Here is a 15,637-nt window from a genome sequence, read left to right on the forward strand (position 1 = left end):
GATGCCGACTTAACCCAAACAAGGTAAGTTGGCTTAAATGACCTCCCCTGTGTTGCCTGCCGTTGACCGCGCCCCCGGAATCTCGAAAGAGATCGAGGACGCTGCCTGGTACGTACTCCAGCCCGCTTTGCAAGGGAAGCCTTCAGCCATTGACGGGCGGACGCTGACGTGGACAGCGGAGGCTGCCCGCGAGTTGCTGGAACGGCTGGAGCGGGGCGTCGGGGACTCCAAGGCGCCCATGATGACCAACCTGCGGCAGAACCTGGAAGGCGCATCACGCGAGGCGAAGCTTCTGGCTGTCGAGCTGCTGTATTTGCAGTCGCTGCCGCTGGCCCACGAGGTCAAGTCCCTGCGTGTGAAGCGCGCGCGTGTAGCCGAGGCGGCGTCCTGGGTGGAACCGCCGGTCGATCTGCCCGAAGAGCTGTACCAAGGCATGACGGACCACGGCGTGATCCGGGACCGCACAGCGGAATTCAACTGGACCATCTGGGACCACCTGACGTGGCTGTGCCGTTTCGTGGAGCACGTTGACAGCCAGAGCACGGAGACCATCAACCGGGCGCTGGCCGATCCACTCAAGTTCCACGAACTCGCGGCAGGTACGCCCGAGGACCAGCCCGCCCTGCGGCGCAGCATCGAATACCTGGTGTGGCCCAGCTACTTCGAGCCGGTAGTGGCGGACGTGGAACGGCGCGAGATCCGGGATGCCTTCGCTTCCCTTGTGGGCGGCGCCAAAGGCGATACCGAAGAGGACATCACCGCTGACATCCACCGCATCCGCCTCCACCTGGACGAGCAGGCAGGCCAGCGGATCGACTGGTATGCCCGGCAATTGGTGAGCCAATGGCGGAAGGTGGGAGACCCGGGCCGCCGTTCCTGGCTGCTGCGCACACACCATGACAACGCGGACCTGTTGGCGTCCTGGGTGGCGGAGGAGAAAGCCACCCTGGACGTTGAGCACTTGCGCTCGCTGGAGGCCGGAGTCACCGCGGGGGTGGTCCAGCACGCCGTAGACGAGGACTGCAAGCACCTTGGATACGTGGAGCGCGAGGACACCAAGACCGCCGTCTTCGCTTTCCTGACCGTCATGAAGCCCGGAGACCTGACGCTCTACCAGCAGGCGGGGCGGGTCCGCGTGGGGGTTGTACTGGGCGAACCGGATCACGAGAACCGCCGGATCCAACGCAAAGTGCGCTGGTTCGACGACAGTTACGCCATCACGGAGCTGCCGCGCCACGCACAGCGCCAGCTGTCCACGCCCGGCATCATCGTGGACGTCACCAGGGTGATCCAGGCGCTCCAGGAGCTCCTCCCGGTGGAGGCAGAAACGGACGGCGAGGACGAGACCCCGCCCACCGCCGTCGTCGAGGTTGTTCAGCAGGGCTTCCGGCCCCTGACCGAAGAGTTCGCAGCCTCGCTCCACATGGACCTCGAACCGCTCAAGGAAATCGCGGAACTGTTGGAGGAGAACCGGCAGTTGGTGCTCTATGGTCCCCCCGGCACCGGCAAGACGTACCTGGCCAAGCACCTCGCCGCGGAGCTGGCGGGGGACAGCACGGACGAACGCGTCAAGCTGGTGCAGTTCCATCCTTCCTATGCCTACGAGGATTTCTTCGAGGGTTACCGTCCGGACAAGACCGACGACGGCCAGGTTTCCTTCAAACTGGTTGCCGGTCCGCTGCGCCGCCTCGCGGAGGAAGCCGCGAAGCCGGAGAACGCGCACAAGCCTTACTTCCTGATCATTGACGAGATGAACAGGGCCAACCTGGCCAAGGTCTTCGGCGAGCTCTACTTCCTGCTCGAATACCGGGATGACCGCATCTACCTGCAGTACAGCCCGAATGAGCCCTTCAGCCTGCCGGACAACCTGTACATCATTGGCACCATGAACACGGCGGACCGTTCCATCGCCATGATGGACGCCGCCATCCGGCGCCGCTTCGCGTTCATTGAGCTGCACCCGAATGTGGAGCCGGTGAAGGGTTCGCTGCGGCGGTTCCTGGAAGCCCGCGGCCTGGATACCCTCAACGCGGATTTGCTGGATGCCCTCAATGCCGCCATCGATGACTGGGACAGGGACCTCATGATCGGCCCGTCCTACTTCATGAAGCCGGCAGCCCAAACCCCCACGGGCCTGCGGCGGATCTGGAAGTACGAGCTCATGCCGCTGCTGGAGGAGCACTACCACGGGCAACTGAACCGGGCGCAGCTGGAAGAACGCTTCGGCCTGGACCAGTTGCTGGGACGTCTTGCTTCCCGCTAACGCCATCCCGCCCCGTCCCGGGCGGGCGCCGGCCAGCGCAGCAAAAACTCCAACGGGGGTGCGGCACATCCTCATGGACGAGCTCTCGCGTGGGGTGGTGGACAAACTTGACCCGGAGTCGGCTGCGTTCATCAACGCCAGTGGCCTGGCCAAGGCTTCGCCCATGGGGATGGGCCTGTACAGGATCGAACCTGTGGGAAAAGTTGGTTCGGTCCGGACGGCCGCCGTGCAGTTGGAAGTCCGTCCGAAGGGTCGCCTGGGCCTGAACCGCTTGCTGTTCCTGCTGAGCTTCGCCGGCGACCAAGGCTTCCGTGACCACACCGTGGAGGCAACGGAACATCCGGATCTGTGGAGCGCGTTGGCGCAGTCCCTGGCGCAGTTGGCGGAGAAGGCCTTGAACCGGGGCGTCCTCCAGGGCTACCTGACCATCGACGAATCCCTCCGGACCGTCAAGGGCCGCATCCGCATCTCGGACCAGATCTCGCGCCGGCCCGGCATGCTGGTCCCGCTGGAAGTGTCCTATGACGAATTCACCGAGGACATCGCGGAGAACCGCATCCTGCGCGCCGCCCTCGACCGGATGAGCAAGGTCCCCGGTGTGCGTGCCGACGTCCTGAGCCGCTTGCGGCAGCTCAAGGGAAAGCTCGACGCCGTCACCCGGCTCAAGCCCGGCGCGCCGCTGCCGCCGTGGCAGGCCAACCGGATGAACCTCAGGTACCACGCCGTACTCCGGCTTGCGGAGGTGATCCTGCGCAACGCCTCGGCCGAGGCAGGCGAGGGCAAACAGCAGTCTGCGTCGTTCGTGGTGGACATGGGGCAGGTTTTCCAGGAGTTCGTGGGCGCCGCCCTGCGTCATGCGATGGGCCGGCATCCCGGTGAAATGCGGCTGCAGTACGGGGCACTCCTGAACGAGGCAGTGCAGGATACCGACCGCCTGACGGTCCGGCCGGATGCCGTGCATTTCCTCGGCGGTCAGCCGGTGGTGGTGTACGACTTCAAATACACGGCGGCCGGGGATACCGGGGCCTCGCTCAACGCTGACCACTACCAATTGCTGGCCTATTGCACGGCCTTGCGGGTACCTACGGCGTGGCTTGTTTACGCCGGGACGGGTGAGGTCAAGCTGCGGCGGATCCTCAACACGGACATCGACATCATCGAGTACCCGTTGGACCTGTCGCTGCCCCCGGCGGAGATCCTTGCCGCCGTCGAGGACCTCGGTGAACAGTCGTGGGGAGAAGTGGTGCGCCAGGCTGTGGCGGGGCGGGGAGCCTCCGGCTAGCCTGAGAGGTAAACCGCGAGTGCGATGGAGGCATGATGGCTAAGAAGAAGAAGTCCTGGCGTGATCTGAGCACCAAGCAGAAGGCCATGATGATGGCGGGCAGCGCGGTTAACCTGACGCTGCTGATTGCAGCACAACGGAGCCTGGCGAAGACCCCGGACGCGCAAATCAGGGGCAAGAAGGCCCTCTGGCGGGCTGCGTCCTTCATCAACTTCTTTGGTCCGGTGAGCTACTTTGTGTTCGGCCGCCGGCGGGATGCCGGGGCAGCCTAGGAAGACACGTCCGACGCCGGAGGGAGCCTAGGCGGGCACTTTCACCGTGAAGGTGGTGCCCTGCCCGGGTTCACTCTGGAGCGTGATGCTGCCGCCGTGGGCCTCGACGATCGCCTTGCTGATCGGCAGGCCCAACCCCACGCCGGGAATGGTGCTGTTGCGGACCCCGTCCGCCCGGAAGAACTTGGTGAAGACTCCCGCTTGTTCATCCTGCGGGATGCCCATGCCGGTGTCGGAGACCTTGCAATAGACGTGGTCCTCGTCTTCCCACGCGGATACCACCACGTCCCCGCCGTCGGGTGAGTACTTGATGGCATTGGAGACGAGGTTGTCCAGGACTTGGGAGATCCGGGAGGAGTCCACGCGGGCATGGAGCGTCCCGGGCACGTCCACGGAAAGGCGGACGTGCGCTTTGGCTGCCCTGGGTTCGGCCGAAGCAACGCTGCCGCGGACCAGTTCGGAAACATCCACCGGGTGCGGCTGGATGGCGATCTGCCCGGACCTGACGGCCAGGAGGTCGGAGACAAGTGACAACAGGCGTTCTGCATTGCGGCGGACGATGTCCAGCTGCTTGCGGTACTTCGGATCCAGTCCGTTGGGGTCATCGAGGATGAGCTCGACGTAGCCGAGGATGGAGGTCAGCGGCGTCCGGAACTCGTGGGATACGTTGGCCACGAATTCGTCCTTGGCTGCCAAGGCATTGACCAATTCCGTGACGTCGCTGAAGACCACTACGGATCCTGCGAAGTTGCCGGCCGGGTCAAGCATGGGCCTTGCGCTGGCAGTGAATGCGCGCTGCCCGGCGCCGGATCCCAGCCAGACCAGCTGGTCCGTGAAACGCTCGCCCAGCACCGCCCTGCGGACGGGCCGGCGGTCCGACGGCAGCGGGGTGGTGCGGTCCGTGTCGAACACCAGGAGCTGGGATTCGTTGGGATCGTCGTTGTCCGGGGGAGTGGCCAGCGCGTGCGTCTGCCGCTGCCTGCGGTTCATCAGGATGTCGTGGCCGTCGCCGTCAACGGCCACCACGCCCAAGGGCAGCGCTTCCATGACCGTGTTAAGGAGCCGCTCCTGCTTGGTACTGACTTCGAGGGCAGATTTGAGGGCCGCGTCCTTTTCCTCAAGTGCCCGTTGTTGACGGACCATGCTCAGGGTGAGGATGCTGACCGAGACCCCGATGCCAAGGATCAGGATAGGGAAGAGCAATGGCTTGGTGAGGTCCTGCTGGGTGAAGGTGCCGCGGATGAAGAGCGGCGCCCACACAATGGTCAGCGGCCCGATGAACGCGAGGGCGATGGCCAGCCGGGGATAAAGGCCGGAGGCGCACAGCCAAATGACCGGCAGGACCACCAGCACGCTGAGCCCTGTGAGCGCTTCCTGCCCGCCTTCGCGGCCGAAGGCGATGGAGACGATGTCCAGGATCGGGATGACCAGGAAGCTGGCAAAGGGCAGCTTGTGCCACGGGACGGCGATGCAAAGGGCCAGGAGGAATGCCTGGCTCAACAGGAACACCAGGAAGAACGGGTTGCCGAGGGTGGCCGGGAAGAACAGCCACACGAGGATGGCGGAAAGGCACACGCAGACCGAGAGCGGCAGCTGGCTCAGCACCACCCTCATCCGGAGGCTGTGCTCATGGAAGGAGCGCTTGAAGATGAACAGTTTCTTCTTGTCATCGACGGCCCACATGGTGGGTGTGCTCATGGGTTAACCACCGGTGGGGCAGAAGGAAGACGGTTCATGAGATCAGCCTAACCATAATGGTTATACTTCGAAGGGTTATCGAAGCGGGCTGAGGGGCGGCAATGAGTGAAGCACGTGTGGGACTGGTCATCGAAGACGACCAGGACATCCGCGAACTGGTCCGGGTGGTCCTTTCCCAGGCGGGTTTCGACGTCCATGTGGCGTCCACGGGCTCGGCCGGCGTCAACTCCGCCCGGGAATTGAATCCCGACGTTATTACGCTGGATCTCGGCCTGCCGGACATCGACGGTTTTGAAGTGGCCCGGCAGATCCGTAAGACTTCCGACGCCTACATCATCATGCTCACCGCCCGCGCCGAAGAGCTCGACACGTTGATGGGCCTTGAAGCCGGTGGGGACGATTACCTCACCAAGCCGTTCCGGCCCCGCGAGCTGCGCGCCCGGGTGGAGGCCATGATGCGGAGGCCGCGGTCGTCGTCGGACGCCAAGCACGCCCCGGAAGCCGCCGATCCCGAGATGACCCACAACGGACTCGCAGTTTCGGCCGGATCCCGCACCGCCGTCCTCAACGGCAGTGAACTGAAGCTGACCCGCACCGAATTCGACCTCCTGGTGGCTCTGTTGGAGACCGGCCGGATTGTGCGGACCAAGGCTGACCTTGCGCGTCGCCTCCGCAACGAACCGTACGACGTCGGCAGTTACGTCAGCGACGCGGACGAACGCGCCGTGGAGGTCCACATGGGCAACCTGCGCAAGAAGCTGGGGGACAGCATCCAAAGCCCGCGCTGGCTGGAAACAGTCCGCGGCGTCGGCTACCGTTTGGCCCCGGCAGTCCACAACAACTAAGCCCCGCCCCGCTCGCCCAACTGGGTAGCAGCTGTGCGCGTTTTGAACGCTCAAAACGCGCACAATTGCGACTCAGTTGGGGACGGGGACGCGGGCGGGTTCCGCCGCAATCACCGGGTGGTCCGTGTCCGGCAGGGAGCGCCCGGGGCCGTCATCGAAGAACTCCGCGTTGGCCCGGACGTAGTCTGCCCATTCATCCGGGACGTCCTCCGAGAAGTAGATGGCTTCCACGGGGCACACGGGATCGCACGCTCCGCAGTCCACGCATTCGGAAGGATGGATGTAGAGGGAGCGCGCGCCCTCGTAGATGCAATCGACAGGACATTCGTTGATGCATGCCTTGTCTTTCACATCCACGCAGGGCTGCGCGATCACGTAACTCATGACCGGCTACACGCCCGTGTAGACGGTTTTGCCCCACGTGAAGAAGTCCAGGGCGGACCGTCCTTGTTCGCGGAACGTGTTGGTGGAGGAGTCCTTGACCCCGCCGAACGGGACGTTGAGGTCCAGGCCAGCAGTGGGCCGGTTGACCTTGACCACGCCGGCCTGCGCACGGGCGGCGAAGTCCGTGGCGAGGGCGAGGGAATCGGTGCAGATGCCGGCGGTGAGTCCGTAGCGGGAGTCGTTGACGGCGGCAAGGCCTGCCTCGTAGTCGGGAACTTCCAGCACGGCCACTACCGGCCCGAAGATCTCTTCCGTGACTGCGGGGTCGTCCGAGGGCAGGTCGGTGAGCACCGCCGCCGGGAAGAGCAGCGCGCCGGAGGGGTCGCCGTCGTAAGTGCCGTGCAGGAGGGTTGCGCCGCGTTCGACGGCGGTGCGCACCGCTGCCTGGTCCTGCTGGAATTGCTGCCTGCTCACCACGGCGCCCATCCGCGTGCCATCCGCCAGGCCGTCACCGGTGCCGTAAGTGGCGGCTTCGGCCACCAACGCGTCAAGGAACGCTGCACGGATCCCGGGGGTAACGTATACCCGCGAGGTTGCCGTGCATGCCTGCCCGGTGAGTCCGAATGCTCCGGCGGCCACTACTTGCGCGGCCTTGCGGGGATCGGCGTCGTCGAGGACCAGGACGCCGTTCTTGCCGCCCATTTCCAGTTGCACCCGGGCACGGCGGGCGTTGAGGATTTCCTGCAATCCCAGGCCCACGTTGGTGGAACCGGTGAAGGACAGCCCGGCGATGCGGGGATCGCGGGCCAGTGCGTCACCAACAACCCGGCCCTTGCCGTGGACGACGTTGAACACGCCGGCAGGGAGGCCTGCGTCCTGCAACGCCCGGGCGAGGTGGGTGGCGGAGAGGGGAGTGAGCTCAGCCGGTTTGATCACCACGGTGTTGCCGCTGATCAGGGCCGGTGCGGTCTTCCACGCAGGAATGGCGATGGGGAAGTTCCAAGGCGTGATCAGGCCTACAACGCCCAGGGCTTCGCGGCGGGTGGTGATGGTGGTGTCCGGGAGTCCGCTGGGCAGGACTTCGCCGGTGGCAGCCCAGCCGAGGGAGCCGAAGAAGCGCAGGACGTCCGAGGCGCGCTTCACTTCGCCCTTGGCTTCTGCCAGGGTCTTGCCTTCTTCCCGGACCAGGTCTTCGGCGATGGCCCCCTGGCGTTCGATCAGCAGGTTCCCGGCGGCAAGGAGGATGGCGCCACGGGAGGGAGCAGGGAGCGCAGCCCACGCGGGCTGGGCAGCGGCGGCGGCGGTGATGGCGGCGTCGACGTCCTCTGCGCTCCCGCTGGGTGAGAGTGCTGCAAGCTCATCCGGACGGGCGGGGTTCATGCGCCGGGTGACGCCTTCGCCGAGCCACTGCCCGTTGATGAGGTGCTGGGCGGTGAGGGTGGCCTCGGCGGTGAGGGCAGTATCCAGAGTTGTGGAAGTCATGATGGTCCTAACGTGGTGGGGTTCAGAGGCTGCGGATGAGGCCGCCGTCGCACCTGAGCGCGACTCCGGTGATGTACGACGCCGGCGCGCTGCACAGGAAGGCGGCAGCGGCACCGAACTCGGCGGGTTCCCCATACCTGCGGGCGGGGATGGTCTTGCGGGATTCCAGCTGGATGTCCTCCATGGTGGTGCCGCGTCGCTTGGCTGCGGCCTGGTCCAGCTGGGTGACGCGGTCCGTGGCGATCCGGCCTGGAAGGAGGAGGTTTACGGTGACCTCGTCCAGCGCTACCTCGGCAGCGAGGGTCTTGAGGTAGCCGGCCAGTGCTGCCCGTCCGGTGTTGGAAACAGCCAGGTTGGGGAGGGGCGCGGTCACCCCGCTGGAACCGATCGCAAGGATGCGGCCCCAGCGGCGTTCCCGCATGCCGGGCAGGACTTTCGACACCAAAGCATGATGTGGCTTGACCAGGAGGTCGAACGCGGCGGCCATGTCCTCGGAGGTCAGTGTTGCGGCAGCACCGGGCTTGGGGCCGGGTCCGTTGAGCACCAGGATGTCGATTGGCCCGAGGTTGGCTACGGTCTGGTCCACCGCGGACCCGATGCCCTCCGGGGTGCCGAGGTCCGCTTCGATGGCCACCGCGTCAAAGCCGCTGGTTCCCAGAGAACCGATTCCCAGGGTGCCGCTTCCGTAGGCTGCCTGGAGTTCGGCCACAATCTCCTTGGCACGGTCCCGGCGTCGTCCGACCACCGCCACCCGGACCCCCTCGGCGGCGAGTGCCCGGGCCACGGCCAGGCCGAGTCCGCCGGTGGAGGCGGCCACCAGTGCTGTCTTTCCTGCGATTCCGAGGTCCATCAGAAACTCCCTACTGCTGTACGGGCATCCAGTGCTGATGCCGCTTCCTTCAAGTGCACTGCCATGGAGCCCCGCAAGGCTTCGGGGAAGGGGGCCGCGGGTGCCCGGACGCCGGAGTCCTTGATGAGTCCTCGCTCGCGGAGGCATTCTTTGCGGATGGCCAGTGCCACTTTGGCCTGCTGCTCGAAATTGATGAGCGGCAGGTAGGGCTGCAGTTCACGCTCAGCCGCTTCGTACCCGCCGTCCTGCCACGCCCGAACGCAGGCGATCAGGGCTTCGGGGTAGGAGAAGCCGGTCATGGCGCCGGAGGCTCCTGCCATGAGTTCGTCCAGGAGGCCTTGGCCGCCCAGCCCACCGAAGATGGAAACCCCGACGGCGGCACTCAGTTCCGCGATGGCCACGCTGGTGGGCGGGGCCTCGGCTTTGACGGCGATGACGTACCCGCAGGCATTCACCACGGAGGCCAGCGCAGGGGTGGGGATGCTGACCCCGCTGGCCAACGGGTAATCCTGGAGGACCACGGTGACCCCGGTTGCCCGGTGGATGGCGTCGAGGTGGGTGATCGCCGCATCTGCCCGGGTGGAGTTGGCTTGCACCATGACCGCTGCCAGGCGTGGCCCGGCAACCTCCTGCGCTGCCGTGATCTCTTCGATGGCGGGCCGGGTGGCCAGTGCTGTCACGCCCACCACCAGGGGGAGGGTGGTGGATTCGACGACGGTTTCCAGGACGTCGCGGCGTTCCTGAGGCGTCAGGGCTGCTGCTTCGCCGAACACGCCAAGCACTGTGAGGCCGGTTGCTCCGATGTTCTGGTAGTGCTCCACGAGTTCGGCGAGGCTGTCCAGGTCGACGTCCAGGGTGCTGCCTTGGAAGGGGGTTGCTACGACGCCCCAGACGCCGGCGGGCAGGGATTCACGGTTTTTGGGCGCAGAAGGGAGAGGCATGGTGGTTCCTTTTCAATTCGAACTGCTTGATGCGAACTGCTTGAGTGGGATGGCGGGGCTGGTGGTGCCGGGGACGTTTAGCGTCCCGGCCACACCGGCGGACGCTTTTCCTGGAAGGCGCGGACTCCTTCTGCGGAGTCTTCGCTGTCCAGTGCCGCCATCAATGCCGGCAGCCTGAGGCCGCGGGCTTCCTGGGCGCTCAGGTGCGCCGTTTGCGTCACCATCTGCTTGACGGCGCGCACGGAGGTGGGGGCGCATGCCAGGATCTGGTCCACCCAACGCCGGACGGCGGTGTCGAGTTGGTCAGCGGGCACTACTTCGTTGACCAGCCCCATGGACTGCATCTCCGCTGCGTCGGCCTTGCGTCCGGTCAGCAGCATTCCCATGGCTTGGGTGTAGGGCACCCGGCGCACCAGCTGGTGGATGCCGCCGTCGAGCGCCAGCCGCCCGACGCGGGGTTCAGTCAAACCGAACTTCGCGTCCGAAGCTGCGACGACGATGTCTGCACCGAGGACGATTTCCATGCCGCCGCCCAGGGCGTAGCCGTTGACGCGCGCGATGACGGGCACATCCAGGGTGGTGCGAAGGCTGAGCCCGCCGAAGCCGTTGGGGTCCAGGCCGGCCCAGTACTCCAGGCCGGTCTTGTCCACGGCGTCGGCGGACATGTCGGCGCCGACGCAGAAAGCACGCGGACCGGCACCGGTGACCACGACTGCCCGTACGGACGGATCGCTTTCCAGCTGGGACCAGATCCCGTTGAGCCGTGCGTGGGTGGCGCCGTCCACTGCGTTCAGCACGTGCTGACGGTCGATGGTCACCGTTGCCACGCCGTCGGTGATGTCCAGTGTTACCTGGTCAACCCGTTCTTCGACCGTGATGCTCATCGGAGCACTCCCAGCTTTTGCAGGCGTTCGATGGTTTCCTCATCGAAGCCGTTCTCCAGCAGGACCTCGACGTTGTGCTCGCCCAGGCGCGGGGCCGTGCGGCGGATCGACGGCGGGGTTGCCGAGAGGCGGATGGGTGCGTTCAGCATTTTCACCGTGCCCACCGAGGGGTGTTCGGCTTCGACGATCATGCCGTTCGCCTCGGTCTGCGCGTCTGCGAGCGCCTGTTCCAGGGTATGGACGGGGGCGTTCAGCAGCCCTTGTTCTTCCAGTTTCGCCGTCCAGTAGGCGGTGGTGTTGGTGGCGAAGTGTTCGCGGAAGATGGCCTGGAGGGCGGGCTTGTTCTTGAACTGCTGCTCCAGTGTTGCGAATCCGGGGCGTTCGGTGAGGTCCTCGTCGAGGTCCAGGGCGTCGGAGATCCGGGCCAGGGGATCGGGGGTGAAGCCGCCCACCATGCACACGGCGCCGTCGGTGGTTTCGAAGACTCCGGAGAGCGGCATGGCGCCCCAGTTGACCTCGTAGCCGCGGTTGAGCTGCATGCACGCTTCCTGCATCTGCAGGTGCAGCATGGAGTCGTACATGGTCACTTCCACCTTTTGGCCCACGCCGGTGGTTTCCCGGGTGCGGAGGGCCAGAAGGATTCCCTGCATGTGGTGCATGCCGGTGATGTAGTCGCAGAGCGTGGTGGGGTAGATGGAGGGTTTGGTGTCCTCGGATTCCCTGCGCCACATGACCCCGGAGTAGGCCTGGGCGATGGCGTCCTGGCCGCCCTTGTGGGAGTAGGGTCCTACAGGTCCGAATCCGGTGCCGGAGGCCCAGATGATGCCGGGGTTCTGCGTTTTCAGGTCCTCGTAGCCGAAGCCCATGCGTTCCATGACCCCGGAGCGGAAGTTGCTGACGACGACGTCCGCGTCGGCCATGAGGCGGTGGAGCACTTCGCGGCCTTCTTCGGTGCGGGTGTCCACGGAGACGCTGCGCTTGTTGCGGTTGATGGACAGGAAGATCGGGTTGTCCTGGCCGTCCTGGTCCGGGAAGGAGTTGCGGGAGATGTCTCCGGCTCCGGGACGCTCAACCTTGATGATGTCTGCGCCGTAGTCGCCCAGCAGCTGGGTGCAGGACGGACCCATGAACACCTGGGTGAAGTCCACGATCTTGACGCCCTCCAGCGGGAGGGGCGTTGGTGCCGGGCCCGCGGCGGTGTGTTCCGCCGTCGTGCGTTCTGCCTGGTCGGTTTCGGTCTGGTCCACAGTCATGAGGCTCATGCCAGTACCGCTGCTTCGGAGTCGACGGTGGCGTTCGACGACGGGACGTCACCGGGGTCCGCACCGTGCCGGCGCATGCCGAGCTGGATGTCCGCTGCCGCGACGTCGCGGACCAGGATGTTGTTCTCCACGGCAAGGGCTGCCGCGACGCCCACTGCCTGCCCCATGGCCATGCAGGGCGGGATCTCGCGGGACATCTTCTGCGCCTCGGGGGTGGCGGAGTAGTGGCGGCCGGCCACGAGGAGCTGGTCCACTTCCTTGGGCAGGAGCGAGCGGTAGGGGTAGTAGTAGTCGCGTCCTCGGGCCACGGTGTCGGCGAAGTGCCGGCGCTGGGTGACGTCGTCCTTGGTCATGACGTACTCGCCCTGCAGGAGGCGAGTCTGTCGGACGCCCATCTGGGAAGCAACATCCAGCATGTAGCACTTCTCGAAGCCCGGCAGGTGGGCGCGGACGTAGTCCACTGCTTCGGAGATCTTGTCGCGGGCTGCGAACTCGGCTGCGGTCATGTCCGCGGGGTCCACGCCGTCGAAGCCGGTCATGTGCGGGGCGTTGCACCACACCACGCCCTCCACGGGGGTCTTGAGCCACCACAGTTCCCATGCGCCGCCGAGGATGCGCTTGATCTTGCGGTTGATGGCGCGTGCTTCCTTCGGGTTGGCCTGTTCGAAGGCTTCGGCCGCGTTGGTGTCCACGTTGCCGAGGCGGAAGACGAGGGTGGTGAGGTAGTTGTCCTTGGCGTAGCTGGCGCCGGCACGGGAGGCAACGTCAATGTCGCCGGTGGTGTCAATGACGACGTCGGCCGTGAAGGCCTGCGGGCCGAGCTTGGTTTCGCAGATGACGCCCTTGATGACGCCGTTGTCCACGATCGGCCGGGAGAACCAGGAGTGCAGGCGAAGATCGACGCCTGCTTCACGGACGAGGTCGTTGGAGACGCGCTTCCAGCCGTCGGGATCGAAGGCTGCGGCGTAGCAGATGGGCTTGGGGTTGGTGTGGGAGTGGAAGTCGAAGGTGCCGTAGCGGCCCCACTTGTTCCACAGTTCCTCGGAGGCCTTGCGGTCATCTGCCGGCGGGACGATTGCGAGGCCCAGCTTCTGGAGGCGTTCAACGTACTCGGAGACGATGCCCGTAACCGTGATTTCCTGGCCGTTGATCATGTCGTCGAGGACCAGCACCATGCCGCCGGACGCGAGGCCACCCAGTGAGGAGTAGCGTTCCAGCAAGGTGACCTTGGCGCCGGAGCGGGCCGCGGTGACTGCGGCTGCCACGCCTGCGGGGCCACCGCCGACCACCAGTACATCGGAGCGGGAGATCACGGGCGCCTTGAGGTCCGCCGTCGTGGTGGCGAGTTCGAGGGAGTTCATTTTTTCAGTCCTTACTTGCCGACGTGGATGCCGTTGGTGCGGCGTGCGGCGATGTAGAAAACGATGCTGAGGATGGACAGGACGGCCACGTAGACCGGGAAGATCCAGGTGAGGTTCAGCGACTGGAACCAGACCAGGAGGTAGGAGGCGGTGCCGCCGAAGATCGCTACGCCGATTCCGTAGCCGAGGGCGACGCCGGTGCCGCGGATGTTCTTGGGCATCAGGGAGGAGCTGACCACGTTGTAGAGGGTCATGTTGAGGACCAGGACAATCGAGCCGCCCAGGAGGACCGCTGCGAAGCCGCCGATGCCCGGCTGTACGTAGAGCAGCATCAGGAACACGGCCGGGATGGCCAGGACGCGGGTGACCAGGAACCACTTGGACATTGCCTTACCGTCAGCCAGCTTGCCGACCACCCAGGAACCCACCACGAGGATGACGCCCAGGATGGTGGTGAGGGCGAAGACGGCCGTGGGGTCTTCCTTGAAGCCGCTGCGTGCGGCGCTGGGAAGTCCGACGTTCCAGGCGTAGTTGTAGGCCTGCGCTGCACCTACCACGAAGATGATGGCCAGGACGGAGAGCCAGTGCTTGCTGACGCCCTTCCAGACGGCACGCGGGGTGTTGGTGGCCATTTCCTCTTCCTTGAGGGTCTCCGGAAGGGAGCGCCGCAGGTAGAGGACCACGAAGCCGAAGAGGGCTCCGATGATGAACGGCACGCGCCATCCCCATTCGCCCATGGCTGCGGCGCCGAGCACGAGGCTGCACAGGAAGCTCACGAGGGAGGCCATGAGGATGCCGATGTTGACGTAGAAGGACATGATGCCGGCGACGTAGCCTTCACGGCCTTCCGGCGCCAGTTCCACGGCGTGGGAGGTGGAGAGGGGAGCTTCAATGCCGGTGGAGATGCCCTGCAGGATGCGGCACACCACCAGGATGATGCCCGCCCAGGCGCCGATGGTGGCGTAGCTGGGGGTGACGGCGATGACCAGGGTAGTGCCGGCCATCAGCATGATGGACAGCAACATCACCCGGCGCCTGCCGATGCGGTCTGCGAGGGTTCCCAGCAGGATGCCGCCCAACGGGCGGAAGGCGAATCCGACGGCGAACACGGCCAAGGCGTTCAGGGTTGCGGACAGTGGTTCGGTGCCGGGGAAGAAATTCGGTCCAATGAAGGCTGACAAGAGTCCGAAGACCATCCAGTCGTACCATTCAAGGGCGTTTCCCAGGCCAAGGCCGAGGAGTCCTTTGCGGACCTCGGGTGTGAACCCGGCGTTCTTGGAACGGGAGTCGGTGATGGGCTTTGGGGCGGGGACGGCATTGTCCGTTTGGATGTCGAGCATGGAAATTTCCTTACGCTGACGCCGGAGAGGGCGTGAAAGGGTATGACGCAGGGACGCCTGTTGGAGGAAGCGCCTGATGCGAAAGTGGCAAGGAGTGTCAGCGGCCACGGGTTCGTGTCCGGACAGTTAAGGGAAAACGCCTGGCCCGCCCGGGGGCGGGTGCGTTACCACGCGTGTGGTGCGTTGACCCAGATGGCTACGCATACCTCTTCGTAGCTGTTCTTGTACCAGTGGGGGATTTCTGAGGAGTAGGTGATGGAGTCGCCCTCTTCGAGGCTGTAGCAGACGCCGTCCAAATAGACGTCCTTACGGCCCGAGATGATGTAGCAGAACTCTTCACCGCTGTGTGTGAAAGGGGTGGCGCTGGTGTCGTGCCCTGGGGGCGTACTGATCCACTGCGCCTCGATGCTTCCGTCCCGGTTGGGGGTCAGCAGCTCGTGGACTGCCTCGCCGACCGATTCCCGGGTGACGTTTTGCAGGTTCCGCCGGTCCGCTTTGCGGACGACGGGTGACCTTGATTCGTCCTGGCCAATGAAGAACCTCCCTACGGGGATGTCCAGGCCATGGGCCAGCTGTGCCAACGTGGTGAAGGACGGGTTGGCCATGCCGCGTTCGATCTGGCTGACGATTGCTTGGCTAAGGCCGGTAATGTCCGAGAGTTGGGCCAGGGTCATGCCCTTCGCCTTACGCATGGTGCGCACCTTGTTTCCCACGGTGGCCAGGAGTTCGCTGGTGGCCGGGGGAGCAGGAGTCTCGGTGGTCATTGCCGCATC

Annotated in this window: 14 protein-coding genes; 4 read left to right on the top strand and 10 right to left on the bottom strand. The window is 65.4% G+C overall.

Translation table 11 applies throughout. The features are described 5' to 3' along the window. The first annotated feature begins 37 nt into the window (after positions 1-37). The 3 genes from OCL88_RS09810 to OCL88_RS09820 all read left to right on the top strand — a co-directional run bounded on the left by OCL88_RS09810 (position 38) and on the right by OCL88_RS09820 (position 3,817). A complete protein-coding gene (locus OCL88_RS09810; RefSeq protein WP_264962378.1) occupies positions 38-2,263 on the top strand; it encodes an McrB family protein in 2,226 nt (741 codons plus the stop codon). 73 nt (positions 2,264-2,336) lie between these two features. Beyond that, positions 2,337-3,545, top strand: a complete 1,209-nt coding sequence (locus OCL88_RS09815) for a 5-methylcytosine restriction system specificity protein McrC (protein WP_062095466.1) — start codon at positions 2,337-2,339, stop codon at positions 3,543-3,545. A gap of 35 nt (positions 3,546-3,580) precedes the next feature. Further along, entirely contained in the window at positions 3,581-3,817 is a 237-nt protein-coding gene (locus tag OCL88_RS09820; protein WP_021472762.1) for a hypothetical protein, read from the top strand. 27 nt (positions 3,818-3,844) lie between these two features. Here OCL88_RS09820 and OCL88_RS09825 read toward each other — a convergent pair whose 3' ends face one another. Then, positions 3,845-5,515, bottom strand: a complete 1,671-nt coding sequence (locus tag OCL88_RS09825; protein WP_069695628.1) for a sensor histidine kinase — start codon at positions 5,513-5,515, stop codon at positions 3,845-3,847. A 101-nt stretch (positions 5,516-5,616) separates the two neighbouring features. Here OCL88_RS09825 and OCL88_RS09830 point away from each other — a divergent pair, with 101 nt between their 5' ends. Next, positions 5,617-6,360, top strand: a complete 744-nt coding sequence (locus OCL88_RS09830; protein ID WP_264962379.1) for a response regulator transcription factor — start codon at positions 5,617-5,619, stop codon at positions 6,358-6,360. A gap of 72 nt (positions 6,361-6,432) precedes the next feature. Here the strand turns inward: OCL88_RS09830 and fdxA are convergent, their stop codons facing one another. The 9 genes from fdxA to OCL88_RS09875 all read right to left on the bottom strand — a co-directional run bounded on the left by fdxA (position 6,433) and on the right by OCL88_RS09875 (position 15,628). After that, positions 6,433-6,744 carry a ferredoxin gene (fdxA, locus tag OCL88_RS09835; protein ID WP_062095472.1) on the bottom strand — a complete coding sequence of 104 codons (312 nt, stop codon included), beginning with the start codon at positions 6,742-6,744 and terminating at the stop codon, positions 6,433-6,435. Positions 6,745-6,750: 6 nt separating this feature from the next. Next, on the bottom strand, positions 6,751-8,226 hold the full coding sequence (locus OCL88_RS09840; RefSeq protein WP_264962380.1) for an aldehyde dehydrogenase family protein: 1,476 nt from the start codon (positions 8,224-8,226) through the stop codon (positions 6,751-6,753). Positions 8,227-8,248: 22 nt separating this feature from the next. Then, positions 8,249-9,076: an SDR family oxidoreductase gene (locus OCL88_RS09845; RefSeq protein WP_264962381.1), complete on the bottom strand. Its 828-nt coding sequence runs from the start codon at positions 9,074-9,076 to the stop codon at positions 8,249-8,251. Further along, a complete protein-coding gene (locus tag OCL88_RS09850) occupies positions 9,076-10,017 on the bottom strand; it encodes a dihydrodipicolinate synthase family protein (RefSeq protein ID WP_264962382.1) in 942 nt (313 codons plus the stop codon). Before OCL88_RS09850 ends, OCL88_RS09845 begins: the two co-directional genes overlap by 1 nt. 77 nt (positions 10,018-10,094) lie before the next feature. Continuing rightward, complete coding sequence (locus tag OCL88_RS09855; RefSeq protein ID WP_021472755.1) at positions 10,095-10,901, bottom strand: enoyl-CoA hydratase-related protein; 807 nt, start codon at positions 10,899-10,901, stop codon at positions 10,095-10,097. Continuing rightward, positions 10,898-12,163 (bottom strand): CaiB/BaiF CoA transferase family protein, encoded by a 1,266-nt coding sequence (locus tag OCL88_RS09860; protein ID WP_264962384.1) that lies wholly within the window; start codon positions 12,161-12,163, stop codon positions 10,898-10,900. Before OCL88_RS09860 ends, OCL88_RS09855 begins: the two co-directional genes overlap by 4 nt. Then, on the bottom strand, positions 12,160-13,524 hold the full coding sequence (locus OCL88_RS09865; RefSeq protein ID WP_264962385.1) for an FAD-dependent oxidoreductase: 1,365 nt from the start codon (positions 13,522-13,524) through the stop codon (positions 12,160-12,162). The genes OCL88_RS09860 and OCL88_RS09865 overlap by 4 nt, the downstream gene beginning before the upstream one ends. Before the next feature lie 11 nt (positions 13,525-13,535). Further along, positions 13,536-14,864: an MFS transporter gene (locus OCL88_RS09870; protein WP_062095479.1), complete on the bottom strand. Its 1,329-nt coding sequence runs from the start codon at positions 14,862-14,864 to the stop codon at positions 13,536-13,538. A gap of 164 nt (positions 14,865-15,028) precedes the next feature. Continuing rightward, positions 15,029-15,628 carry a helix-turn-helix domain-containing protein gene (locus OCL88_RS09875; protein ID WP_021472751.1) on the bottom strand — a complete coding sequence of 200 codons (600 nt, stop codon included), beginning with the start codon at positions 15,626-15,628 and terminating at the stop codon, positions 15,029-15,031. Between the last annotated feature and the right edge of the window lie 9 nt (positions 15,629-15,637).

It is taken from the genome of Paenarthrobacter sp. PAE-2, from assembly GCF_026013155.1.
Classification (GTDB): Bacteria; Actinomycetota; Actinomycetes; order Actinomycetales; family Micrococcaceae; genus Arthrobacter; species Arthrobacter ureafaciens.

Coding starts and splice junctions, on each gene's coding strand:
- OCL88_RS09810 (WP_264962378.1), top strand. CDS start 38: ATGACCTCCCCTGTGTTGCCTGCCGTTGACCGCGCCCCCGGAATCTCG.
- OCL88_RS09815 (WP_062095466.1), top strand. CDS start 2,337: ATGGACGAGCTCTCGCGTGGGGTGGTGGACAAACTTGACCCGGAGTCG.
- OCL88_RS09820 (WP_021472762.1), top strand. CDS start 3,581: ATGGCTAAGAAGAAGAAGTCCTGGCGTGATCTGAGCACCAAGCAGAAG.
- OCL88_RS09825 (WP_069695628.1), bottom strand. CDS start 5,515: ATGAGCACACCCACCATGTGGGCCGTCGATGACAAGAAGAAACTGTTC.
- OCL88_RS09830 (WP_264962379.1), top strand. CDS start 5,617: ATGAGTGAAGCACGTGTGGGACTGGTCATCGAAGACGACCAGGACATC.
- fdxA (WP_062095472.1), bottom strand. CDS start 6,744: ATGAGTTACGTGATCGCGCAGCCCTGCGTGGATGTGAAAGACAAGGCA.
- OCL88_RS09840 (WP_264962380.1), bottom strand. CDS start 8,226: ATGACTTCCACAACTCTGGATACTGCCCTCACCGCCGAGGCCACCCTC.
- OCL88_RS09845 (WP_264962381.1), bottom strand. CDS start 9,076: ATGGACCTCGGAATCGCAGGAAAGACAGCACTGGTGGCCGCCTCCACC.
- OCL88_RS09850 (WP_264962382.1), bottom strand. CDS start 10,017: ATGCCTCTCCCTTCTGCGCCCAAAAACCGTGAATCCCTGCCCGCCGGC.
- OCL88_RS09855 (WP_021472755.1), bottom strand. CDS start 10,901: ATGAGCATCACGGTCGAAGAACGGGTTGACCAGGTAACACTGGACATC.
- OCL88_RS09860 (WP_264962384.1), bottom strand. CDS start 12,163: ATGAGCCTCATGACTGTGGACCAGACCGAAACCGACCAGGCAGAACGC.
- OCL88_RS09865 (WP_264962385.1), bottom strand. CDS start 13,524: ATGAACTCCCTCGAACTCGCCACCACGACGGCGGACCTCAAGGCGCCC.
- OCL88_RS09870 (WP_062095479.1), bottom strand. CDS start 14,864: ATGCTCGACATCCAAACGGACAATGCCGTCCCCGCCCCAAAGCCCATC.
- OCL88_RS09875 (WP_021472751.1), bottom strand. CDS start 15,628: ATGACCACCGAGACTCCTGCTCCCCCGGCCACCAGCGAACTCCTGGCC.